The organism is Olivibacter sp. CPCC 100613, assembly GCF_036959255.1.
Taxonomy (GTDB): domain Bacteria; phylum Bacteroidota; class Bacteroidia; order Sphingobacteriales; family Sphingobacteriaceae; genus Olivibacter.
This window is the reverse complement of record NZ_JAWMTI010000005.1, coordinates 237,811-263,710: the sequence shown is the minus strand read 5'-3', so window position 1 is coordinate 263,710 and position 25,900 is coordinate 237,811. Positions and strand designations below refer to the sequence as shown.

Below are 25,900 nucleotides of genomic sequence, written 5' to 3'. Positions count from 1 at the left end.
TTCGAAGCGATCGTACAACAAATGTTTTTATTTTATTATGATATACGAAAAATAAAGCCAACCCCATACACATTCTCGATATTGACTCGGGTAGAGTACATTAATGCTTTGCGAAGTCTCGAAATAAAAACGTCCAAGCTTCTTCCCAAGAAGTAGTCATTTTCACCCCATAAATGCAACAGAATCTCTTCCCTTTTTAAAATACGATTATTGTTAAGATGTAGGTACTCTAGCAATTCCGCCTCTCTTAAAGTAAGCGACACGGTTTTTTTATTTGGAAGGGCTAATCTCAATAGTTCCTTTTGAAAAATGAGATCGCCTATTGGAAGCTCACCCGGAAGTGCTTCGGACCCTGTATCTTTATTGTTCCTTCGTATTATATTCTTTATTCTTAAAACCAGTTCATCGATATCGAAAGGCTTGTTAATATAATCATCCGCGCCAATATGCAAGCCGTGAATACGATCTTTTTTCTCATTTCTTGCAGTTAGGAACAAGAAAGCCTGATCATTGTTTTCTTTGATTATTTTTTCTGCTAACTCAAAGCCATTATAATCAGGTAGTTGTACATCAATAATAAGTAGGTCGTAGCTTGGATATTGCAGATAGCGCAAGAGGGTCTCATTGGCACTCATGCACCAGACTACTTCAAAGTTAACAAACTCTAAATATTGCTTAACAACGTTTCCGAGATCCTGTTCATCTTCAACGAAAAGTAAACGATGCTTCATAAGCCTAAACTATTTGTATGATAGGGGATAAAGATACAAAATTCAGTTCCTACACCAATTTCACTTTGTAAATCAAGTCGCCATCCATGTGCCTCGAGCGATTGTTTTACATAAAACAGGCCGAGACCTAAGCCACCTGCTCGTAAATCCTGTTTTCCACGATAGAATTTTTCGAAAATATGTAAAATGGTACTTTCGGCCATCCCAATGCCATTATCTTTTATTGAAATGTTTATGGTTTCATTCGTCTGTTTGGTTGTTACCAGAATATGCTTAATATTCGCGTCGTTGTATTTTAAAGCGTTGTCGAAAATATTATAAAGCATGGTAGTAAAAAGAAATCGATTTAACTTAACAACCGAGCTGGATGTATGCGGTGTATAGTTAATTTGGATTCTCTCTGTTGTTTTCAGTTTATAATCGTTGATAATCTCCTCCAACAATTTTTCTAGGTCATGCGCTTCCTTTTTAATGTTTTCCTTATTCATGGACGTGATATTGAGCGCTTGATTGACTAAAGTCTGAAGACGATCTGTTTGCCTTTTTATAATCGCTGTCAATGCATTTACACTGGCATAACTCGTGGCTATTTGCGGATTTTGTAGGCTTTTATTTGCGACTAATATCGCCGAAATGGGGGTGTTGAATTCATGGGTGATACTGTTCAGAAAGTCTGATTTCATATCCGCTAACTTTTTCTGTTTTAACCAGTTTCTATAAGTGAAGTAATAGATTAGCAATACGAAAGCAATAGACATTAAAGACAAGCTTAAAGTCGGTATCATCTGCTTAAAGATCGCCAGCTGACGATTGCGTTGATCAACATACAAACTAAAACTAACTTGCAAAGTATAGGGAGTAGGTTCGGAAATAATCAGACTCGTGACCATGTTTTCACGGTTGGCAATTGATAGATCACCGGCGACTAACATACCTTGATTGAGCTCTCGTATACTTGTTAAGGAGTTTTCGAAAATCCCTTTATGGTATATGGGGACATAGGCAATGCCATCGAATGTGATGGCAATATTGTTGAGGGTAAGAAGAAATAGCAGGTCGTTGCCTAACTCCAACTGATTACGAATCACTCGGAATAAGCTATCCATTGTGCTAAGATGAACGAGATCCTTATATAAATCTTCACTTACCTTCTTTCGGAATGCTTCAAACTCTTTTGGTTTGTAAAGATAAAGCTCCTGAAACTTTGTTATGTTCCTAATGATATGTTGATTTAGAATGCGCGCACCCCCCGGAAATAAGAACTCATTTCGAATGGCTTGCTTATAAGCATGATCGATTCGATCTTTCTCATCCAAGTTATATTGTCTGTTTTTTAGTTCGTAGGTATTGTATATGAGATTCGCTTGGACAATGATGAGAATAACCATACAGCAGACGGCAATCGATCGGTATAAAATGATCGATGGTAATAACAGCCTATTAATCCTTTCTTTGACCATTTGATTTCTTGATCGTTCTGTTAAGATTCTGTTAACAATCTATTGTGATTTGGTTGACAACTTTTTCTTTGGTGTAGACTTACCTTTACGCTCATAATCAGACTAATGCTTTAAGCCTGTAAACCTTAGGGACAAAATAAACAAAACTTTGCTGAACATGGAATATGGCAAAGCTAAAACGTTTTTTTTAACAAAACAACTTTTGTAACCAATCAAAATTCATATGCATAAATTTAAACACACAATTCGTTGGAAGCGCCTTTTTGGACAGTGCTTCTCACAAAGGGCCATGCCTTATCTTTTTAAGAGCAGTTTATTGATCACACTGTTGATATGTAGCATGTATAGTTATGCGCAAACTAGTAACACGCAAACTGTCGTAGGTAAAGTAATAAGCGCTGATGACAAAAATCCATTACCAGGAGTAACCGTTAGTGTAAAAGGAACACAGAACAGAACACAAACAGACGGGAATGGAAGGTTTGAATTAGCTGCTTTGCCAAATTCCATATTGCAGTTTCAATATTTAGGATATATTACAAAAGATGAACCGGTAAGTAACAGGATGATTATCAACGTGTCGCTGAATCCAGATGTGCAATCGCTTGAAGAAGTAACAGTTTCTGTAGGTTACGGAACATTAAAACAGAAAGAGGTGACTTCTGCTGTAGCGCACATCGATACCGCTCAATTCAGGCAAAGCGGTGCAAGAAACCCTTTGGACCTCATTCAGGGAAAGGTTGCAGGTTTGCAGGTGACACGTACGAGTGGATCGAATCCGAATACGGCAGTTGCGGTTCAGTTGCGCGGCGTGGTAAGTGTTGCCGGATCTGCCAGCCCACTTTATGTAATTGATGGTATTCCCGGAGGAAATATGGACCTATTGCAGCAGGACGATATTGAATCGATAGACGTGTTGAAAGATGGTTCTGGAGCCGCTATTTATGGATCTACTGCCAATGCTGGTGTTATTTTAGTGACTACAAAAAAAGGAAAGGCAGGTGCCTCTTCTTTTACTTACAATAACTATGTTAGAAAGGAATATGTGGCCAGGAGACCAAACACCTTATCAGCAGAAGAGTTTCGGGATAAAGTAAATAGCGGCGAAATTAATCAGCAAGATTTTGGTCATAATACCGATTTCTATGACATGCTGATTAATCATAGTAACCTATCGAATAACCATAATCTTGCTATGAGCGGAGGAACGAGTAATACCAACTACCGAGCAAGTGTGAACTACCGGAATCTAGAGGGCATAAGTTTAGCTAACACTCGTCAGGAATATGGCGCGCGATTGAATATCAATCAAAAAGGATTAGACGATCGCTTGAACGTCATGCTAAATTTGGCAACCAATTTCAATAAGCAAAATCGACTAGGAGGTGGCGGATGGGAAAGCGAAGTGTTCAAAAATCCAACTTTATCCAATTTTAATGATGATGGGTCTTATCGTTTTGATCTAATAAGTACCAATGAATATGCTCGCTTAATGCAAGAAACATCTTGGAGGAAGCAACAAACTACTTCCGGCGATTTTAAAGCAGATCTGGAGTTATTACCTGGATTGAAAGGTTCAGTTTTTGGCTCGTACCAGCGAGAATCATGGAATGATAGCCAGTATGCTCCCCAAAACAGCGAAGCATCGTTAGAAAACACCGATTATCCAGGAGGAGCATGGGCGGCAAAGAGCGATTTTCTTTCAGAATCTTACGCTTTTGAACCTACTTTACAATACCAAAAGCTCATTGCGGAGAAACACAATTTGACAGCTATTGCAGGATACAGCTACCGATATTATAAAGAAGAAGGCCTGAGTGCAGAAAATCGCGGGTTTATCAACGACCTTTTTCACGAAGATAATCTAGGCCAGGGGACGGCTTTAATTGATGGTAAAGCGAGCATGGGAAGCTTTAAAAACGACAACACGCTTATAGCCTTTTTCGGGCGGATAAATTATACTTTTAACAACAAGTATATGGCGCAGTTTATTTTACGTCATGAAGGTTCTTCTCGTTTTGGCGATAACAACAAATGGGGAAATTTTCCTGCGGTATCCGCGGGGTGGACCGTGTCTGAGGAAGCATTTATGAAGGACATCAGCTTTGTGAATTTTCTGAAACTTCGTGCAGGTTATGGGGAGACGGGAAACTCTGGCTTTGCGAATAATGCTTCCCGTGTTACCTTGGGAGGCGGTGGAAGATACCTTTATCCAGATGGTTATTACAGAGAAACGTATGGCCCCAATCGGAATCCTAATCCAAATTTGAAATGGGAAACCAAAAGAGAAACCAATATTGGTGTTGATTATACGTTGTTTAATAGTAAACTCAGTGGTAGCATCGATGTATTCAAACGGACGACGAAAGACTTGCTTGATACCTACACCTCTCCGCAACCGCCTTATATCAGAGACCGGATTTATACCAATGTGGGATCTATTTCTTCTAAAGGGATTGAAGTTGCCTTTAGCTATCAAGCAGTCGATAAAAAGGATTTCAAATGGACGATTGATTTGGCTGCCAGCACCACAAAGAACACCTTGGATTCCTATTCCAATGATATCTATAAAGTGGAATATGCGAATTATGGAACAATTGGTGGAGCCGGTGCTTTGGGTGAGGCTTTTACTACTTATGAAGGCGAAAAAGTTGGTGAATTTTGGGGAAAACGTTTTGCTGGTTTCACGGAAGATGGTAAGTGGCTGTTTTATAATCGGAACGGAGAGGCCGTTCGAAACGACCAAATTAATTATTCGAAGGATAGAAACCTAACCGATTTGGCTCCTATCGGAAATGCGGTTCCAAAATATTACTTATCATTAACGAATAGCTTTAGGTATAAACAATTTGACTTCAGGGTGTTTATGCGCGGGAAATTTGCTTACGATATCCTGAATACCATGGCGTTAAGTTATGGTAACAAAACCTGGAGTGGTAATCTGTTAAAAGAAACATTCACCAAGTATAAGGATATCGATGACACCTATATGTATTCTGACTATTATTTGGAAAGTGGTAGTCATTGGAAAATTGATGAAGTTACTATTGGCTATACCTTTAAACTCCCCACAAGATTGGTAAAAAACCTGAGGGTTTATGCAACAGGACAGAATTTAGCGACCATTACAGGGTACTCGGGTAACGATCCTGATCTGGTTTCGGACACGGGGATCGGAAATCCCGACAACAACGATAGAAGATTAGGTATTGACAATAGGAGTTCTTATCCAAGTACGCGATCATTCTTGTTCGGAGTTAATCTCGCCTTTTAATAGGCTGATTTAACCATATGTATAGCAATCGGAGTTTAAATTGAAATAATTACTGATGAAAACGCAATCATTATTAAAAAAAATATTGGTAGGCACATTACTACTGACCGGATGTACTAAGTTGGATGAGAATGCCTATGATGAAATGATTACAGATAATTTCTACAATAACAGAAATGAAGTTGTGTCGGCAGTGCTGAGGCCTTATACTCATGCGAATGCATGGGTAACGCCTTCTGGGCAGGATGGTTGGTGGAGACCTGCAGAACTTTCTGGCGATCAATTGGCTTGGCCTACAAAGGGTCGGCATGGAGAAGACGGAGGGAAATGGAAACGCCTGCACTACCATGCATGGACCGTGGATGAAGGGGGGCTGAACAATGCTTGGTCCTTAATGTATTGGGGGATGGGCCTGTGTAACGATCCTATCGAAAATTTGGAAAAGCGGGATGTTGCTGCAATGGGAATAACAGAGGAAGAGAAGGCTGCTTATATTGGAGAACTAAAATTGTTAAGAGCTTTCCATTATTTAAAATTGATGGATCTTTTTGGCAATATCCCAATCGTAACGCAGGTAGGAGAGCCCGCTCAGCCAGAGACCCGCTCCCGTCAGGACGTGTTTAACTTTGTGGAAAGTGAAATTCTGGAGAACATCAATCAAGCACCCAAGCTTTCTCGTGAAATGTTGGGCAGAATGTCTCAGGCTGGCGCGTATGCGATGTTGGTAGAGTTGTATCTCAATGCAGAGGTTTGGACGGGAACTGCTCGCTGGGATGATTGTATTGCTGCAGCCGATCATTTAATTAATGGAGATGGTGGAGCACAAAACGGTATTATGGCTTTGGATCCTAATATTATCGATACTTATAACACGACGAACGACTTGTCTAAGGAAGTAATATTTTCCATTGCCTATGATTATACAACGGCTAATTTTCAACCTTCCTGGCCCAGCGAATTTTATCATTTTAAACAGAGAGAAATTTATGGAGGTGGAAGGAACGGAAATGACGGAATTGTAGTTATCCCTGGTGTATTTACAAACTATTCCGATCAAGATTTAAGAAAGAGAGAATGGCTATTGGAAGGGCCTATGTATAACTTTGGAACAGGAGTACCCGTTACGGGTTCTGAAGAATATAATGGACAACCTTTGGTGTTTGTCGATAATATTCGAAAGAATAAATCCGGATCTACTGTTTCTAATATGAGTGAAGGGGAAGAAAACAGTGGTGTGCGCTTTAATAAATATAAGCTGGGAAATCAAGTGGTGGGTATTGACGGAACTCCGGTTGATCCAAATTATAATAATACTGACTGGAATATTTACCGGCTATCATGGATTTACTTTGCTAAAGCTGAGGCTATTATGCGAAAGAACGGAGGCGTTGCAACGCAAGAGGCCGTAACGTTAATCAATGAATGTAGAAAACGGGCATTCTCCGATAGTGATTGGCCAGCTAATGCCTATACTACAAGCACGCTAACGATGGACGAATTGTTGGCTGAGCGCGGGAGAGAGTTTATATTTGAAGGATTCAGAAGGGATGACCTTATTCGCTTCGGCAAATTTACCACAGAATCTTGGTGGGATCATCAACCAAGCGACCCAACTAAGGCACTTTTTCCTATTCCGCAAAGACAACGTGATTTAAATCCCAATCTTCAACAAAACCCAGGTTACAATTAAGCGCTGAGGTTTCGTTAAAAATTGGGGCGATTTCAATAGAACGCTAAATGAACAACCAAAACAGCCAACGGCTGTTTTGGTATTTATATTTTTAAAAATGATGTTAAAAAGAACGAAAAAAGGAGTGTTTTGCACAATAGTGGCCGCATTATTTATTTTATCTGCGCAAGCACAGGTGCCAACAGCTAAGCTAGAACCAGTCGATTATGTAAATCCCTTAATGGGAACCGACTCAAAGGTGTCGTTGTCCAACGGCAATACATATCCTGCAATTGGTTTGCCTTGGGGGATGAATTTTTGGACACCTCAAACGGGCAAAAATGGGAACGGTTGGCAGTATACCTATGCGGCCGATAAAATCCGAGGCTTAAAACAAACGCATCAACCATCCCCATGGATGAATGACTATGGGCAGTTTTCACTTATGCCCGTAAGCGGTAAAGCGGTATTTGGTGAAGAAGAACGAGCTAGTTGGTTTTCACATAAAGCAGAAGTATCTAAACCTTATTATTATAGCGTGTATTTGGCAGACCACGATGTAACTGCCGAGCTAACTCCTACAGAAAGGGCGGCCATGTTTCGCTTCTCTTTTGCCAAAACCGATAGCGCTTTCGTCGTATTAGATGCTTTTGATCGGGGTTCGGAAGTGAAAATCATTCCTGAAAAGAATATGATCGTCGGATATTCTTCTCGTTATAGCAGAGGGAAATTGAAAAACTTTAAAAATTATTTTGTGGTCGTTTTCGATAAGCCTTTTAGCAATTTCGCAACCTGGGCTGACTCAACGAAGTACTTGAATCAGCCCGAATTGACCGCTGATCATGTGGGTGCTATTGTAGGTTTTTCCGTGAACGGAAAAACAGATCGGGTACATGCTAAGGTAGCCTCCTCTTTTATCAGCGAGGAACAAGCATTGCTTAATTTAAAAGAACTTGGCAACGATTCGTTTGATCAAATTGCGGATAAAGGACGTGCAACATGGAATGAAAAGCTGGGGCGATTGCAGGTTGAGGGTGCTAGCATAGACCAATTGCGTACTTTTTATTCTTGCTTATATCGTACATTGTTTTTTCCTAATAAACTTTACGAAGTGGATGGAACCGGTAAGATTGTTCATTACAGCCCTTATAATGGAGAAGTTCTTCCTGGATATATGTTTGCAGGAACTGGTTTTTGGGACACATTCAGAGCGCTGTATCCCTTTTTAAATTTAATGTATCCGTCCATTAATAAGGAGATGCAGGAAGGTCTTATCAACGATTATAGAGAGGGTGGATTCTTACCCGAATGGAGTAGCCCGGGATTTGCTGATATCATGGTCGGCAATAATTCTGCTTCTGTTGTGGCTGATGCATATATAAAAGGCCTAAGAGGGTATGATATTGAAAAATTGTATGAAGCACTCGTACATGGAGCCAATAATGAAGGACCAATGACTGCCGTGGGACGAAAGGGAGTTGAATATTATAATACGTTGGGCTATGTGCCATATGATGTGAAGATTAATGAGAATGCTGCGAGAACCTTAGAGTATGCATACGATGATTTTGCGATTTATCAATTGGCGAAGGCGCTCAAAAAACCGAGGAAAGAAATAGAACTGTATGCTAAACGTAGCCAAAACTATCGTAATCTATTCGATAAAGAATCGAATTTAATGCGGGGTAAAAATCAAAATGGTTCTTTTCAGTCGCCCTTTAACCCCCTTAAATGGGGAGATGCATTTACGGAAGGGAACAGCTGGCATTACTCGTGGAGCGTTTTTCATGATATACAAGGACTTATCGATCTCATGGGGGGCAAAAAAGTTTTTGTTTCCATGCTTGATTCGGTATTTAGTCAAAGTCCTGCCTTTGATGACAGCTATTATGGAGGTGTTATTCATGAAATCAGAGAAATGCAAATCGCCAATATGGGACAATATGCACACGGAAATCAACCCATTCAGCACATGATTTATCTTTATAACTATGCTGGGGAACCTTGGAAAACTCAATATTGGACACGAGAGGTTCTGAATCGTCTATATTTAGCCACTCCCGATGGTTATTGTGGTGACGAAGATAACGGACAAACATCTGCTTGGTACGTCTTTTCGGCAATGGGCTTTTATCCGGTATGTCCTGCAACGGACCAATATGTTTTAGGAGCCCCTCTGTTCAAAAAAGTGACGCTGCGACTCGAAAATGGTAAAAATTTTGAAATTGAAGCACCTCAAAATGACAGCCAAAATCGCTACATCAAAGAGGCCACATTGGATAGGAAAACATTTGATCAAAATTGGATTGGCCATCAACGTATCTTGGAAGGAGGAACGTTACACTTTGAAATGGACAGGAACCCAAATAAAAATAGAGGTGTTGATGAAAAGGCATATCCTTTCTCTTTTTCATCGAGTAAGTAACGGTTGTGACTTACTCGAGCTCACTTCAAGAATTTTTAAATCATAATAAAATGTTAAAACCGATGCATACATCAACATTCAAGACATGCTTACTGCTAATTTTTCTTTGTATTCAATCTCAGCTACTCCGCGCTCAAAACAGATGGGATGCGATTGACGAAGATATAAAGGGAGCTACTGCTGTTGACACAATTAAACAGGGGAAATATAGCCTAATCTTTATTAACAAATCGCCGGATTTTGATACAGCGGTTAAAAAGAGACTTGTGGAGGTGTTTTTTATAAACTATCCAAAAGAGGCAAAACTATATAATAAGAAAACCACACGAAAGGTTGTATTTATAGTTGATCCTGCCTATGAAGGAGTCGCTGCTGCTGCGAGTGGTATTGTGCGGTTTAATCCAGCGTGGTTTAAAAAGAATCCGGGTGACGTTGACGTAGTTACCCACGAAGTAATGCATCTTGTCCAATCTTATCCAAGCGGCGCAGGCCCAGGTTGGATCACAGAAGGTATCGCAGATTATGTTAGATTCACACTCGGAGTTGATAATGAGGGGGCAAATTGGGAACTACCTGAATTTAGCGAAAAGCAGTCTTATGAAAACGCATATCGTATAACTGCCCGTTTCTTTTATTGGGTTGAACGAAACGTAAAAAAAGGCACGATTAAAAAGCTGGATAAGGCAATGCGTGAAAAAGTATACGCCGAAACCTTTTGGGAAAAAACTACTGGTAAGAGCCTTCAATCTTTATGGGAGGAGTATTCCAGGAAACCAACGATTAGTGGATAACTTCATTGCAAGTTAGATGGCCGTAAGTCCTTGTTTTGGTTTGTTGATGAGGGTTGCGGTCATCCCTTGCTTCGGTGAAAGACGATATTTCAACCGAGATTTTTCTAAGAATATTTCGCTTTTAGAAATAAAATGGGTTAATTCAACGGCAATCATAAGCATGAACAATAAAAATACTGAGTTATATGAATAAATGGAAGAAGGTCTTGTTTGTTTTTATGCTCCCCATAGGGGGCTATGCACAAGATTTATCATTGGTGAAATATGTTAAACCGATTATCGGAACTGCGAAAATGGGTCACACCTTCCCTGGAGCAACGGTACCATTTGGAGCTATACAGCTTAGTCCTGATACCGACACGATTCCTTATGCGGTTGAAGGGAAATACAATGGTGATGTTTACAAATATTGTGCAGGTTATCAATACGCGGATCCTACGATAGTTGGTTTTAGCCATACACACTTTAGTGGAACAGGACACTCAGATTTAGGCGACTTTTTAATTATGCCAACAACAGGTGAATTGCAAATGAATCCAGGTACTAGTGATCGGCCTGAGCAAGGTTATCGCTCTGCGTACAGTCATGAAAACGAGGAGGCAGAACCAAATTATTATGGCGTCAAATTGGATGATCATCAAATTTTCGCTGAACTGACTGCTTCTACGCGGGTTGGGTTCCATCAGTATACGTTTCCCAAGGCAAGTGATGCGCATATCATTCTCGATTTGATGGCTGGAATTTATAACTATGATGATAAGAATGTTTGGACTGTTGTCCGGGTTGTGAATGATAGTTTGGTCACTGGTTACAGGCAAACAAATGGATGGGCAAGAACTCGTACCGTTTATTTCGCGATGAGTTTTTCAAAAGCATTTAAAGAATACGGAACACAAAATAACGATCCGGCGCAAGTCTATAAGGGCTTTTGGCGTAAATTCAACCAGGAGAAGAATTTTCCTGATGTAGCGGGAAAAAAACTTAGGATGCACTTTGATTTTGATACGGAAGAAGGGGAAAAGATAAAGGTTAAATTTGCAATAAGTCCGGTGAGCATGCAAAATGCATTGGCCAATATGCAACATGAAATTCCACATTGGGACTTTGATCGAGTTAAGAAAGAAGGACAGCAATTATGGGAAAAAGAGTTACAAAAAATAGTAGTCAATGTTCCAACGGATGAAGACCGTATTAATTTCTATACGGCGATGTACCATGCTTCCTTAATGCCAACAGTTTATATGGATGTCAATGGTCAGTATAAAGGATTGGATCAAGAGGTGCACCAGGCTGATGGCTTTACAAATTATACATCTTTTTCCCTATGGGATACTTTTAGGGCATTTCATCCCTATCTTAATTTAATTAATCCCAAGCGAAATGCTGATATGGTTGCATCTATGATGGCACATTATCAGCAAAGTGTGTTGCACATGCTTCCTGTTTGGTCGCACTACGCAAATGATAATTGGTGTATGAGTGGTTATCACAGCGTCTCAGTCATTGCAGATGCGATTATTAAGGGTGTGTATAAAGGAGACCCACTAGAAGCATTAAATGCCTGTGTGCAAACTGCAAATACCAGAAATTATGAAGGGATTGGTGGTTATATTGATAATGGATATGTATCGGCCGATATTTCCGGAACCTCTGTGTCTAATACACTTGAATATGCGTATGATGACTGGTGTATTGCGCAATTGGCTAAAAAGCTAGGAAAAATGGATGTATATCAGGATTTTATTAAGAGAGCATCCAGTTGGAAAAATGTGTATGATCCTACTATTGGCTTTATGCGACCTCGCATGGCAGATGGTTCTTTTAAAAAAGATTTTGATGTGCTTAAAACAGATGGACAGGGATTTATCGAAGGGAATGCGTGGAATTTCAGCTTGTATGTTCCGCATGATCCTGAGGCAATGATGACGAATATGGGAGGTAAAAAGCGCTTGTCCCGCTATTTAGATTCGTTGTTTAGTATGCACTTACCTGATGAGTTTTTTGCCCACACAGAGGATATTACAAGGGATGGTATCATCGGGAACTATGTTCACGGAAATGAACCGTCACACCATGTTGCCTATTTGTACAATATAACAGGAGAACCTTGGAAGTCCCAGCAAAAGATAAGAATGATTCTTAAACATCAATACCATAATGGTGCCGATGGTTTAGGAGGTAATGACGATTGTGGACAAATGAGTGCCTGGTTCATTTTTAGTTCGTTGGGTTTCTATCCCGTTGCCCCGGCGTCAGACGAATATTGGCTAGGAAGTCCAGCGGTTCAGGACGCAAAATTACAGTTGGGAAATGGTCAAATGCTTGCTATAAAAGCGATTAATCAATCGGAAAAAAATGTTTTTGTGAAAAAGGTAACGCTGAATGGCAAAGAAATTAAGGATTACAAGATAAAACATGCGGATTTAATAAAGGGTGGTGAGCTTATTTTTTATATGAGCGCCAAGAAATAGCGAATAGGGGATTAGTTAATGCGATGATAGCCAGTTATTCATTTCATGAAGTGCGAGATAGTTGAGTAGTCAAATAGTTGAATATACTCTTCTTAGAAACGTTACTTCGAATAGCTAATAACTAATAACTAGTACCCTATTCTCCCTCATCTATTTCGATTTCGATGCCTTTTGCTTGATAATAGGAAAAATTATTGAGTACTTCATCTACCCCTAGCAATTCCTTTTCACTTAGTGCAGTGATCGATGCGTCATCCATAAGATCGCTATTTTCAGGCTCTTTACTCGGAATATATACCAGATCGGACCCGTCCTGCGCACTTGCTATTAAAGTCATAAATCCACTTTCTTTTAGTTTTTCGAGCAAAGCAATGGTAATCGGCTCATTCATAAAATGTAGTAGCTGTTGATAGTTACATAACAAAAAGAAGTGTTTCGGTGTTTTTATTATTTTATTTAAAAATGCATGGAAAAAATATTAGATTTAACATTAGTCTTTAAAAATGGGGGTAATTGACTTACGGTTGGTCTGAAGTTTTCTTAATGGGATTTATAAATGCTATCAAAAAGTAAAGAGGAGTTATTAGCGATCATCGCAGAACAAGAAAAGACCATTTTGCGATTGGAAGACAGTAATCAGTTAAAAATAAAATGGATTAGCTTGCTAGTGCATGATTTGAGAGGTTTTCTGGGAAATACCATCTGGTTCGTAGATAACTATTTGAAGCAGGGTATTGATGATGAAGTATTTTTAGAATTACTGCCCGAATTAAAGAAAACAGCCGAACTGCAATTGGAAGGATTCAATAAAACCGTTGTTTGGACCAGAGAGCAATCAATGGAGTTGGACGAAGAACCGGTGAAATTGAATTTAGCACATATTATTACAACTGTCCTAGAGCAACATGCTTCCTCCATTCAGTCAAAACAATTAACGGTTCATGTTGTCCCCTGTTCGGAAATGGCATCGCCAATGGGTTACCCAATGTTAGCTCAATTTATTATTAAACATGTTTTAGATAATGCAATTAAGTTTACAGGTCATGCGGGTAGTATCTCGATTGATTTGGGAGAAGTTAATGATGACAAGATGTATATTGACATCAGGGATAATGGAATCGGAATGAGTGAAGAAACACTTGAAAATATTTACAACCCCAATAAAATCAAATTTCTGGGAACTGCAGGAGAAAAAGGGATTGGCATTACGTTGATGATTTGCCGTGACTTTATGGAGATGCAGCAAGGAAAGCTCTCGGTACAATCTACACTCGCGAAAGGAACAAATGTACGGCTCGAATTTATAAAAGCAACAGCCTAATGCCTTTTGTAAGGGACTGAATGCTAACTATGTTGCCCGATCAAATATAGAAGTATATAACACTACCTATCTTCTAAAGCCACCCATGTTCATAGATCTACACACTAAACATTGATTGTGTACAAACGGCTTCTTTTTGTAAATAAGTAACAGTTTGAAAAAATATTTGAATTTTTTTTATTGAAATAAAAAATAAATTGTATTTTTATCAAAGAATATAAACTTATATCATATCGACGTTTTTCATGTGTGAATAGTCTAAGCACAATAAGTACCCGTTGGTGGTTCTACGGGTACTTGTGCTGGACGCCTCGAAGAATTATTCTACGGTGACTGATTTTGCCAGATTTCTTGGCTGATCAACATTGCAGCCGCGCATTACGGCAATGTGATAAGACAATAGTTGAAGCGGAATAGTCGCAAGTATGGGAGTTAAAGCCTCTTCGCAAAAAGGAATTTCTATAATATAATCAGCAATATCCCGGATAACGGTATCACCTTCAGTCACGATCGCAATAATTTTGCCCTTACGCGCCTTTACTTCCTGTATATTACTTATGATTTTTTCGTAAGATGAATCTTTCGTTGCGATGACTACCACTGGCATTTGTTCGTCTATTAGTGCGATTGGACCATGTTTCATCTCTGCCGCAGGATAACCTTCTGCATGAATGTAAGAGATTTCTTTTAATTTTAATGCCCCTTCAAGCGCTACAGGAAAATTTATGCCACGGCCCAAGAACAAACAATTGGTGCTGTCCTTTATTTCGCTGGCAATCAATTGGACAAGCGACTCGCTTTTTAAACAGGTTTGAATGAGATCGGGTGTCTTTTGTAATTCAGCCAATAAGGTCGCAATCTTAGAAGCAGGAAGTGTACCTCGGTGGCGAGCAATATATAATGATAGTAAAGAAAGTGCTGTAACTTGTGCGGTAAAAGCCTTAGTAGATGCTACACCAATTTCCGGGCCCGCGTGGGTATACATACCAGCATGAGATAATCTTGGAATAGAAGATCCAACAACATTGCATATTCCAAAGATCGTAGCACCGGCCTTTTTTGCTAGCTCAACAGCTGCCATTGTGTCGGCTGTTTCGCCGGATTGAGAAATGGCAATAACAATATCCTCTTTCCCTATTATAGGATTTCTATACCTAAATTCAGAAGCATACTCCACTTCAACAGAGATTCGTGCATATTCTTCGATTAAATACTCGCCTACTAATCCTGCATGCCACGAGGTGCCACAGGATACGATAATAATCCGTTGTGCTTGCAGAAATTTATTGGCATACTCGCTAATCCCCCCCAAGTTGATTCGCGCTTCTTCAGCATAAATCCGTCCACGCATACAATTGGCAATAGATCGAGGTTGCTCATGAATTTCTTTTAGCATGAAATGTTCATAACCACCCTTTTCTAATGCCTCTAATTCTAATTCAAGTTCTTGAATATAAGGTGTTATTTCTAGGTTGGAGAGATCCCTTATCTCCATGTTTTCCCGATTAAGAAATACAATAGCATTATCATCTGGATAATAAACTTGTTTAGTATACTCAACGATTGGAGATGCATCGGAGGCAACAAAATATTCTTTTTCTCCTATTCCAATCACCATGGGGCTACCTTTTCTGGCGGCAATTAATAAATCAGGTTCGTCCTTGCTTAGAATTACGATCGCAAATGCACCTGTCACATGTGTCAAAGCAACTCGAACGGCTTCCCGCAGATCGGTTTCGCCTTCTAGCTGAATTTGTTCAATAAGTTTAATGAGAACTTCTGTATCTGTATCGCTTAAAAAGGTGTGTCCCTTCTGCATAAGCATTTCTTTGATGGCGGCGTAATTCTCTATAATACCATTGTGAACGATTGCTAATTTTTGACTTCCGGAAAGATGAGGATGCGCATTGCGATCGCTGGGTACACCGTGTGTGGCCCAACGGGTATGTCCCATTCCTAACGTGCCCGATAATTCCTCATTTTCTGCAAAATTTTCGAGATCATTCACTTTGCCGGTCTTTTTGTAAATGTTCATTTTTCCATTTACAAGTGCAACTCCAGCACTGTCATATCCTCTGTACTCAAGTCTTTTTAATCCTTTGATTATTATACCCCAGGCGTCTCTGTGCCCAATATAGCCTACGATTCCACACATAATTAAGCTTTTTTTGGATGTGATTTTGTAATATTTGTTTATAGCTCGCTAAAATAAAATAAAAAGACAGTCAACGCAACCGATTGCGTAAAATTTTGCGATTCACGAAAGAAGGAGCTTCATCAGGGGTTTTGATCAGCTTTCAGTTATCGGTCGTACGTACCATACGCACAACCCGCAACTCACAACCCTAAAATAAATACCTTATCTGTGTGTTAAAGCGAAATCCCCAAGCCGTTATATTAACATAAAAAAAGGAGAGGGGCCATGATCCCTTCTCCTTCTAAATAGTATAGTTTATATGGGTGGTTTGGAGTTACCTATTTACCTTTTCCTTGGAACATAACTTTTACAGTCTTAAAAATGATTTGAAGATCGGCAAAGAAATTAATCTCTTGTAAATACTGTAAATCCAATAACATCCGTTCACACATTTCGTCCACAGTCTGCGCATAGCCAAAGTTTACTTGTCCGATAGAGGTAATTCCAGGCTTTATCGTTAACAATTTTTTATAGCTTGGCGCTTTGTCTACAATTTGATTGATAAAGTGAGCGCGTTCAGGACGGGGGCCAACAATTGACATGTCACCTTTTAATACATTCCAAAATTGAGGAATCTCGTCGAGACGCGTTTTACGCATTAATCTTCCCCATGGCGTAATACGTGGATCAATATCTTGTGCTAACTGCGGTCCGAATTTCTCAGCATCTACATACATACTTCTAAACTTATAGATGAAAAATGGCTTCTCGTGCAAGCCAATTCGCTCTTGCTTGTAAAAAGCAGGCCCTTTAGAAGTAATCTTTGTAATAAAGGCAACCAACAAAAATAATGGAAAACCAAGAATCAGTGCGGTCAAGGAAAATATGATATCGAAACTTCTTTTGAAAAATTTTGAAGTTATATCGAGTGCTTCTCCTTTGTTAATAAGGATAATAGGGAAGTCTGCGTAGTGTAGAAAATTATTTTCAATTAAACTCGTAAAAGATGTTCTTAGCATTACATTGGGTACAACAATGCTTTGATCTACACTGGTAGCCTGTTTCATTTCTTGTATTTGCGAATCTCTTAACATGTCTCTTCTAATTATATGTGAAGCAAATGCCAAGAAATATGCCAAATACACAAATGCTGCTTAGCAGCGTATTAAAGCGCCTTTTTGATTTAAATTACAGTTTATTAGGAATGGTAAGTGGGGATTTTTTTCCACAAATTGGAGGTCTTTGTCTTATTAAGCATGTTGCTCCATAATCATTTCCAATACGCTTTGTGCATAGAAAAGTGCTTATTCCATGTAGACGGCAAGTATTTGTGAAATAACCCAAGCTTATATCCCAACCACTTGGCTCCGGTAGAAAAAAAGGCCTTTGGAAGTTCCGTAGCACGATGCTTGATGATATAAGAAAATTCAGACTTGACATATCTAAAACCTTCCGATTCAGCATGTCCAAAATGTTGGAAGATCCAAGAGTTGGTAGCATGAAAGACGCCAATATCAAAATACCGTTTGAATTCCTCTTTTACGGAATAGCTATGTGAGTGATAGGCTTGTGCATCAGCAACATAGGCAAGTTGCCAACCGTTTAAAATAATACGCCCCGCAGCAATAACATCTTCTCCCAAAATAGTACCGCTCGGAAATCCTCCGGCCTCCTCAAACGCTGTTTTTCGGTACGCCGCGAAGGAGTTTGAGCAAGAGGCGGTTTTAATTCCGTACTTACTTCTACTTGCGAGTCCGCGCAATTGAGAGTTTGCGGGGTAATTAAATAACCGGGCATGGGTTTCCAGCCCTTTTGACCCAATGTGTGGAAGCTGACGGCCATAAGCCACACCAACCTGTGGATTTTCATCAAACACCTTTATCAAATTACCTAAAGAATGCTCGTTCGCAAGTATAGCATCTTGGGTTAAAAAAAGATACAAGTCTGCGTCAGGGAAGCGATTAACGGCCATTTGCCTTGTTCCCCCATGATCAAAGTCTTTTTTGTCGATGTGGATAATCTCAAAATCCTTCATGGAGGGATGCAATAAAGTGTCGTCCGTTGATCCTGAATCAATAATCACGATCCGATCTGGCTGGATAAGTTGTTTGTTAATGCCTTGAATTACAGAAGACCATAACCTTCCGGCATTCAGGGTGGGGATATACAATATTGTTTTCATTTTGTAGTTACAACTTCTTAACAACAACCTTACCATAATCTGGATACCCACTGACTGTTTTTTCATCAGCAATATAAGCAGATCCAGTACCCTCTAAACGGATTGAATTGTCTGTTTTACCACCTTTATGTACATTGCTCTTTAAAATCAGCTCATATGGGTTGTGGCTTATTAACGTTCTATTCAACTTTCCGCCTGGTATAGAGATAAGTTTGTTGTATTGAAGGGTTAAGTTTTTCGAACCTTCATCTATAACACATGCATTAACCGATTGGATTGTATTACGTTCCAGACGGACTGCTTCTGCTGATTTTCTTACTGTAACAGCATAACCGGATGTACTCTTTATACGATTGCTTACAAGCGATGCACCCTGCGTTTTTACAAGTAGGATAGCGCCTGTTGGCTGATTGCTGAAAATCTCGTTTCCATTCATGATTACCCTCCCCCGTAGGTTAATATTCAAGCTGGTGTTAGCAAGGACATTTTTGATTAGGATAAGGGAATCTATTGCAATATCGTTGGGCAGCAATATCGTTCGAAATTTATTTTCCATTAATTGTAAAGTAACACCCTTTGCTTTTGAAAGTATTGTTAAAGCATCGAATGTGTTGTTTTTCAATAAAATCTTATCAAAGGCCTGTACAATCTCTACTTTATTATCGGTTATGTTATTTTCAGCACGAATAACACCGCAGCGTTCTAGATAAAGTGCCGGGCGATTTGATTTTTTCGATGTATTGTTTAAAACTCGTGTTTCGCTTACATTAACTAACGTGGCTAAGCCTGATCCATCTACTGTCGATTCACCTGCAACAAATCCATTGTTAAAACTTTTATTGTTTTTTATAATGCAATGAATAGGAAAGGGATTTGGTGTTATTTTGTTGTTGATATCAATCGCGTCAGCTGCATTGTGATTTAATGTATTGTTGGAAATATCGAAATATTGCTCTCTTTTTGTTTTTCCAAACCCGATTTGGATAGCGCTCATCCCATTGTATGCAATATGATTGTTTTTTATAATGGCTCTGCCGCTTCCATGCATGAAAATGCCGTTCTCGCCGTTCTTGATTATTTGATTATTCGCTATATAAATGTTACTGCAGGACAATAATCGAATACCGGTTCCTGCTTGGTACTTGGAGGCCGATTGGCGGCCGGCCCCATAGGCACTAATATGGCTATTCTTGATTGACACGGTGTCACATTCGTAAAATAGCATTCCGGGAAAGGCATATATCTTTTTATCATTTCCTTGGACATTGGTATTTACAATACGAATATTGGAGCTCTTTGAAATGTACAAGGCCTCGTTTTGGGTAGAGGCACGGAAGTGCAGATTGATATTTCGAAGATTCCTTCCAAAAAATAAAGGAGCGGAAGAATTTTGGACAACACGCGAAAATTTTTGCGTATCAGTGGGAAGAACTTGCTTCAACTGTCCTAAGCCCTTGATGTTAATATCCGATTTTAAAATTAACGTCTTTACTAAATAGGTTCCGGATGGTATTAAAACGGTATCTCCTTTTTGCGCTGCTTGAATGGCTTGCTGTATGCTTTTTGTATCATCTGTCTTCCCGTCTCCTTTTGCATGAAAAACCTGTACATCCAACACCTGATAAACTGTGGTATCGCGGGGTTTCCCTTTACCTGTGCTATTGGATTTTGTTGTTGTTTGACAACTCAAACAACAAAGGATAAGATTTATAAATATAATTGTAAATAGCACATTTTTCATAGTTGCGGTTTGAGTTATGAAAGTATTGCTTTCCAGGTTTGTATGCCGGTATGTTCCCACTGAAAAGTATCTATTCGTTTCGTTCCCTCTTCGATATAATAATTTCGTAGCTGATTGTTGTTTACAAGTTGCTTAATACCTTCTGCCATTTCATTAATATTGAACGGATCAACACATAATGCACCGGATCCTGCTATTTCTGGAAGAGAACTGACATTGGAGGTTAAAACAGGTGTTCTGGAAGCCATAGATTCCAATATAGGTAATCCAAAACCTTCCATAAGTGAAACGTACATAGTAACTAAAGCGCCTTTATAAAGTTGGGGCAAGGTCTCTTCTTGTATGAACCCTAAAAATTTTATCCGCTCTTGGATTCCCAGATGTTCCGCTTCCTGGAGTAAGATCGGGTCAGGTTCACCTGAAAGGGCAAATATGATTTCTTTATCTATTTTAGCTTGTGCAAAAGCGCGAAGCATAGCAGGGATGTTTTTATTCTTGCGTCGATTCCCGACGTACAACAAGTAGGGACGCTCAAGTTTTATACGATTCTCATTCTCTGCAAAGCGTTTGTCTACACCATTATAAATGACAGTAATAAGATGCTCATCGATACCGAGAAGTTGAGTCAATTGCTGTTTACTGTGATATGAAACCGTAATTATTTTTTTGGCTTTTTTTGCAAGCCTGGCGATAACTTGCTGATAATATATTTTATGAAGTGAAGAGTAATAAAACAAGTGCATCAGATCATGGATGGTAATCACAAACGGAATATTGGAAAAAGCGGGTGGCATAAAGGAAGGACTATAAAAGACGTCCGCATGGGAAGAGCGTATGGCTTTTCCAAGCATAAAAGGAGAGTATAGACTTCCTAGGCGCATCTCGCTTTCTATGTGCACATCCATTACGTGCGGAGGTTTCCGGTCCATCACCTCTTGGTACAACCTACCAATTCCGGTATTTCCTGCCCATCTACTATCTATGAGTACCTTCGTGTTCATTTAAATTCCGATATTTATTTTTTCTTTAACTATTTTTTGAAAACTTCCTAATAGGAAAGCGAGTTGCAAATACAGTACAATGTCATTATCATAACCCGAATATAGAATCATCATAATGGCTAATAGGGGCAAAAATACTGCCAGCCAAAAGCTACGAAGGTTATTAATCTGTGTGCAGTAACGATAAAAAAAACAAAGGAAAAGGAGATAAGAAACGAATCCAACGATACCGAGTTCCAAATAATTCGATAAAAATGTATTGTGAATGTGGGGTTCCCCGTGGTAATAGGCGGCATGTTGTTGTAAAAAATCACCACCCTTTAAAAATCCGTTGCCCCAGGGTTGAATCTCTCGAAAATGTTGGAAAAAGGCCTTCCAATATGTTATTCGCACCCCCATACCGTCATTTGAAGCTGTTAATGTATCTACGCGTAAGACTTTAATAAATAGATAAGGCGCTAATACACATAAGAAAGCAAACAAAGCGATCCTGACTGTTTTATTGGCAAAAAACCAAAAAATAAGGAATACCCCAATAAGTAAAGCGACTATGGGTGTTCGTGATAACGAAAGAAAAGCGAGTGAGAAAATCAGTAAAATGCGGGTAAAACTGATACGGAAATTGCTAACCAGTGGAATTAAAATATAGATCAAACCAAATAGGGCTAGTCTTGCGCCAAACATGTTTTTATCACTGAGGCCCCAAAAAAATAAATCTTTGTTGTATAACGCACTGCCTTTTGCAGAAGAGGCCGCGCCTGTTAATAAGTGAAAATGGAAAGCCTGATGATAAATCAATAACTGTATAAAACAAAGAACAAAAATGACATGCATGGTCCAATCAATCATGCGGACTAAATTCTTCTTTTCGCATTGACTCAGCCAATAAATACTCGACGTAAAGAAACAGAAATTGACAAGCATTTTAATGAGATTGTCCCTTATTTGCGTTTGACCGTTTGCGGTAGCGAAAAAGCTTCCACATGCATACACGACAAAAACACCTATAGCTAAAACCCATGGCTGTTGTAGAAAGGTTTTAAGACCGCTTGGATGGTACCGATAGGCTCCAATGAGAAATACAACCGATGCGATAAGGAATATGGCTGGATATATTTTCCAAGGTAAAAATACACTTAACAAGGCTAAACAGAGTAGAAGGCCGGGTAAAGAATAACGGTTATCCCTTGTTTCCATGGATGGTTTCATTTAATACGTTTGAATACTCATTTATCATTCTTTGTTTGCTGAGAATAACTTGTACTGACAAGCGTGCGTTTTTAACCAGGGTATTGTATAGTAGAGGGTTATCGTATAAACGTTGTATAGCATCGCCGAGGGAGCTGTTCTTCTCATGAGTACATAATAATCCATTGAAACCATCCTTAACGGTTTCTTGCAAACCGCCTACAGCATTCGCAATTACCGGTACATGATAGGCAAGCGCCTCGATGGCCACCATACCCAAAGGTTCTTGCCAAAGTGAGGGGACTACGAGCACATCAATAGTCTTATAGAATGCTTCGGGATTCGTGTAGCCAATAAATGAAATGTTCGTTCCCCGGGCTTTGGCTTGTAAAAAAAGCTCATAATCTTTTTTTCCACCGCCAGCTATCAGCAGCTGAGCCTTAATTGAAAGTCGTTGAAATTGATCGATCAACCATTCAATACCTTTCTTTTCCGCTAAAGTGCCTATATAGCCTACCGTGAAAGTAGAACCATCTATCCTTGGAGGCGGTAGAGGTGTTTGGGGTATTTCCCTTGTATTATAGATAACATATCTTTTGGCCTTGTTAAAGTATTGATATTGTTCAAAACGCCCGAGAATAAATTTGCTAATACCCACAACAGCATCTACCTGAGTAGATAACTTTTTATGTTTCTGTCTTAATAAAGCGCAGCTAAAACACTGTTTATCGCATGAAGCATTACCTTTAAACATATCGCTGTTTGGACATAGTAAATAAAGGTCATGAAGTACTTGGACAATAGGAATATGAGCCGATTTTATTTCATCCCAAATAGCAACGCTCCAACCTACTAAGTTGTGGCATGAAACAATATCTGGCTTTTCTCGCTCAAGAACAACCTTAACAGCCTGTTTCATAGCGGTATTGTATCGGTCCCGAACATGCCAAAGCATTCGGTCCATTTTACCTGCCCTTGTTTTCTCAAAGGGCCAATACACGTTTTTCAATGCTGCTCTATAAACTTTTACACCATCTACTTGGTCCATACTCAATACCCCGTTGGGCTTTAAACTCAATACAACAACTTCATGCCCTGTGGCTTGCATCCCTTCTGCAATAGCTTTCAAGGAAATTTCCGCACCTCCTTGTATAAAAGGGCTATATAGGGCATTTATATAGAGTATCTTCATTCGTATAAATTTGGTGTTCAATATTGATGAAACTCTGCCTATTATAGGTAGGTATCAAATTTATTCATACCATGTAGGATAGAACAATGATTTCATCTGTTAAATTTTTCGTCTACGATGTTTTACCTTCTTTCTTGACAGATTGTTTGAAGCTTTTATAGATGCTGATTAGTTCCTTTCCAATTTGTTGGTTGTTATGTCGTTGTTGCACATAATGGAATAGGCGAACTCCTTTTTCTTTGAAAATATCGTTTTTAGCTTTTTTCAAATTAATCGCATTCGCGATCGTTCTTCTTAATACAGCTTCATGTTCCTTCTTCCCGTTGTAACGATACGTTAATATGTCTTCGTGTACCTCTTGCATATCATCCAGCGTGCCTATAAGGGGGCAAATAACGGTCTTTCCATAGGAAAATGCTAAAATAACGGTCCCTGAGTTTAAGCTGCTTTCTAAATCATAGGGTAAAACCAATAGGTCTACTTCACGGAAAAGATCTGGAATCTCCGTATCTTCAATAAAGCGTAACTGAAGGTTTAAATTTTCAGCATCTTTACCTATTTCTTCCAATGCTCGCCCATACTTTTCAGATGCTGGTTTTCCTGCGATGGTTAATATAAGATCTGTTTTAAACTCTTTTGCCAGTTTGATTAACAACTCTATATTTTTATAAGGCTTAACGACGCCGATAAACAGTAGATTTAATATGCCACTTGAATCATTTGAACCGGGTAGAATAGGCCCATACACATCAATAAAGTTTGGATGGGGAAGATATACTATCTTGGAAGCTACTTGTGCATTGCGCTCGATCAAAATATGACGTGAGATGTGGCTGTGTATAATGATACGATCAGCCCATTTAATTAGCAGCTTGTTAAGCGTGCGGCTGAAAAAACGTAAACCTTTTTCATGAGAACTTCGATTGTGCATGGTCCATACAAGTGGTTTTTTAAATAACCTTATAGCGAGTAATACGACCATTTTTCGAAAAAAACTCCGTAAGGCAACAAAAAAACTACTATCATCTACGTTCTCGAACCAATTAAGATGTACGAGATCAATGGATTTGAAATGTTTATAAGACGAAAAAAAATCATCAAGCGCATAGATTTCAAATCCGGAAGCACGCAAAGGCGCAACCATAAGGTTAATGTATTGATTCTCTTTATTATCGGGTGGATTAAATATAATCTTCACAATCTCTTCTCTCTTAGATTTATACTTTTTACAGCAGCGATAAGAATCTGCTTCGTTTGCAAACCAAACGCCTTACGATGTTTAAACCACAACCAAAAATTAGCGACTAAAGAAGAACGCATGGATAAAGCCATCGTAAAAAGTTTCCTTTTATCCATGAGATGATTTTGAGTTTTAACCAGATAATCATGAACTACAATAGCTTCTTCATCAATAGGTTTTTCCAGAAGAAATGTGCTTAACCACTTCGCATAACCGATGTTAGCCTCCATTTTTTGTAAATTATTTCCAGTGGATGTAATGGATAGCGCGTTACTTCTATATCTAAAAATGGCCTTATTGGTATGTGCAATACCTGTTTGCCCTGTAGCAATAAATGCGGTTATATCATCTGAGCCCCAAGCGAGCGGTAGGTTATAAAATCCACCCTGCTTTCGGAGCGGTTCAACACGATATACAAAATCCGAAATATAGTTTGATCGATATTGAGCTAAACGATGCCAAATGCTGTCATATACGTTTTCAAATGACGGGTATGCTGGTGTTAACATCATAGTTTCACTTTTGTCATTGATCACTTTACTTCGGCAATGATATACATTTAATGTCGGATATTGGTGAATAAGCTCTGAAAATTCCTGTAAATAATTCACCTCTAATTCATCATCATCACCCATAATCATTATATAGGCTCCCCTGGCTAATGATAAACATTTATTCCAATTTTCCACTAACTTAATGGCGCCAACATTTTTATCGTTACGATAATAGTGTATCCGATCATCCTCAAATTGTTGCACGATGGAGTCTATCGGTTCAGGAGAACAATCATTCAATATGATCAATTCAAAATCATCAATAGTTTGTTGCAAAATGCTTTCTATACACGATTGTAGATATCGACTTTTATAGGCAGGTATGCAGATAGAAAATTTAACCATGAATGTTTTACCTTTCCCTAAAACTAACAATTTTCAGTCCAATAGTTCGATTTTGGGTGAGGAACGGCACGATTTTTATATATGTATGGCCGTGTTGTTAAATTTCGTAGCTTAGAAAAGAAAATGAATAGTATTTATTTACTTTTTGTCAGACCAACACTGTGTAAACTAAAACAAG

The 25,900-nt window shown here is 39.0% G+C and carries 18 protein-coding genes; 6 read left to right on the top strand and 12 right to left on the bottom strand.

Annotated features, from left to right (window positions below; genetic code table 11):
* Positions 1-35: 35 nt before the first annotated feature.
* Positions 36-731 (bottom strand): response regulator transcription factor, encoded by a 696-nt coding sequence (locus RYH73_RS17335; protein WP_335314714.1) that lies wholly within the window; start codon positions 729-731, stop codon positions 36-38.
* On the bottom strand, positions 728-2,191 hold the full coding sequence (locus tag RYH73_RS17330) for a sensor histidine kinase (RefSeq protein WP_335314713.1): 1,464 nt from the start codon (positions 2,189-2,191) through the stop codon (positions 728-730). The genes RYH73_RS17335 and RYH73_RS17330 overlap by 4 nt, the downstream gene beginning before the upstream one ends.
* A 223-nt stretch (positions 2,192-2,414) precedes the next feature.
* Here RYH73_RS17330 and RYH73_RS17325 point away from each other — a divergent pair, with 223 nt between their 5' ends.
* From RYH73_RS17325 to RYH73_RS17305, 5 genes are all read left to right on the top strand, one after another.
* Positions 2,415-5,465: a SusC/RagA family TonB-linked outer membrane protein gene (locus RYH73_RS17325; protein ID WP_335314712.1), complete on the top strand. Its 3,051-nt coding sequence runs from the start codon at positions 2,415-2,417 to the stop codon at positions 5,463-5,465.
* A gap of 55 nt (positions 5,466-5,520) precedes the next feature.
* The gene (locus tag RYH73_RS17320; protein ID WP_335314711.1) at positions 5,521-7,155 is read left to right on the top strand and encodes a RagB/SusD family nutrient uptake outer membrane protein; all 1,635 of its coding nucleotides are present in this window, start codon (positions 5,521-5,523) and stop codon (positions 7,153-7,155) included.
* Between the two features lie 100 nt (positions 7,156-7,255).
* The gene (locus RYH73_RS17315; RefSeq protein WP_442946114.1) at positions 7,256-9,559 is read left to right on the top strand and encodes a GH92 family glycosyl hydrolase; all 2,304 of its coding nucleotides are present in this window, start codon (positions 7,256-7,258) and stop codon (positions 9,557-9,559) included.
* A 62-nt stretch (positions 9,560-9,621) separates the two neighbouring features.
* On the top strand, positions 9,622-10,350 hold the full coding sequence (locus RYH73_RS17310; protein WP_335314709.1) for a basic secretory protein-like protein: 729 nt from the start codon (positions 9,622-9,624) through the stop codon (positions 10,348-10,350).
* A gap of 185 nt (positions 10,351-10,535) precedes the next feature.
* On the top strand, positions 10,536-12,821 hold the full coding sequence (locus RYH73_RS17305) for a GH92 family glycosyl hydrolase (RefSeq protein WP_442946110.1): 2,286 nt from the start codon (positions 10,536-10,538) through the stop codon (positions 12,819-12,821).
* Positions 12,822-12,957: 136 nt separating this feature from the next.
* On the opposite strand, the gene RYH73_RS17300 is transcribed toward RYH73_RS17305, so the two are convergent.
* Entirely contained in the window at positions 12,958-13,212 is a 255-nt protein-coding gene (locus RYH73_RS17300; RefSeq protein WP_335314708.1) for a hypothetical protein, read from the bottom strand.
* Positions 13,213-13,377: 165 nt separating this feature from the next.
* Between RYH73_RS17300 and RYH73_RS17295 the strand changes: the two genes are divergently transcribed.
* Positions 13,378-14,142 (top strand): sensor histidine kinase, encoded by a 765-nt coding sequence (locus RYH73_RS17295; RefSeq protein WP_335314707.1) that lies wholly within the window; start codon positions 13,378-13,380, stop codon positions 14,140-14,142.
* Between the two features lie 319 nt (positions 14,143-14,461).
* Here the strand turns inward: RYH73_RS17295 and glmS are convergent, their stop codons facing one another.
* From glmS to RYH73_RS17250, 9 genes are all read right to left on the bottom strand, one after another.
* On the bottom strand, positions 14,462-16,297 hold the full coding sequence (glmS, locus tag RYH73_RS17290) for a glutamine--fructose-6-phosphate transaminase (isomerizing) (RefSeq protein WP_335314706.1): 1,836 nt from the start codon (positions 16,295-16,297) through the stop codon (positions 14,462-14,464).
* Positions 16,298-16,617: 320 nt separating this feature from the next.
* The gene (locus RYH73_RS17285) at positions 16,618-17,373 is read right to left on the bottom strand and encodes a sugar transferase (protein WP_335314705.1); all 756 of its coding nucleotides are present in this window, start codon (positions 17,371-17,373) and stop codon (positions 16,618-16,620) included.
* Positions 17,374-17,549: 176 nt separating this feature from the next.
* A complete protein-coding gene (locus RYH73_RS17280) occupies positions 17,550-18,461 on the bottom strand; it encodes a glycosyltransferase family 2 protein (protein ID WP_335314704.1) in 912 nt (303 codons plus the stop codon).
* Between the two features lie 7 nt (positions 18,462-18,468).
* The gene (locus tag RYH73_RS17275; RefSeq protein WP_335314703.1) at positions 18,469-20,151 is read right to left on the bottom strand and encodes a right-handed parallel beta-helix repeat-containing protein; all 1,683 of its coding nucleotides are present in this window, start codon (positions 20,149-20,151) and stop codon (positions 18,469-18,471) included.
* A 65-nt stretch (positions 20,152-20,216) separates the two neighbouring features.
* Positions 20,217-21,203: a glycosyltransferase family 4 protein gene (locus tag RYH73_RS17270; RefSeq protein ID WP_335314702.1), complete on the bottom strand. Its 987-nt coding sequence runs from the start codon at positions 21,201-21,203 to the stop codon at positions 20,217-20,219.
* On the bottom strand, positions 21,204-22,400 hold the full coding sequence (locus RYH73_RS17265; protein ID WP_335314701.1) for an O-antigen ligase family protein: 1,197 nt from the start codon (positions 22,398-22,400) through the stop codon (positions 21,204-21,206).
* Positions 22,384-23,583, bottom strand: a complete 1,200-nt coding sequence (locus RYH73_RS17260; protein ID WP_335314700.1) for a glycosyltransferase family 4 protein — start codon at positions 23,581-23,583, stop codon at positions 22,384-22,386. Before RYH73_RS17260 ends, RYH73_RS17265 begins: the two co-directional genes overlap by 17 nt.
* Before the next feature lie 112 nt (positions 23,584-23,695).
* Positions 23,696-24,781, bottom strand: a complete 1,086-nt coding sequence (locus RYH73_RS17255) for a glycosyltransferase (RefSeq protein WP_335314699.1) — start codon at positions 24,779-24,781, stop codon at positions 23,696-23,698.
* Complete coding sequence (locus RYH73_RS17250; RefSeq protein WP_335314698.1) at positions 24,778-25,722, bottom strand: glycosyltransferase family 2 protein; 945 nt, start codon at positions 25,720-25,722, stop codon at positions 24,778-24,780. The genes RYH73_RS17255 and RYH73_RS17250 overlap by 4 nt, the downstream gene beginning before the upstream one ends.
* Positions 25,723-25,900 lie beyond the last annotated feature (178 nt).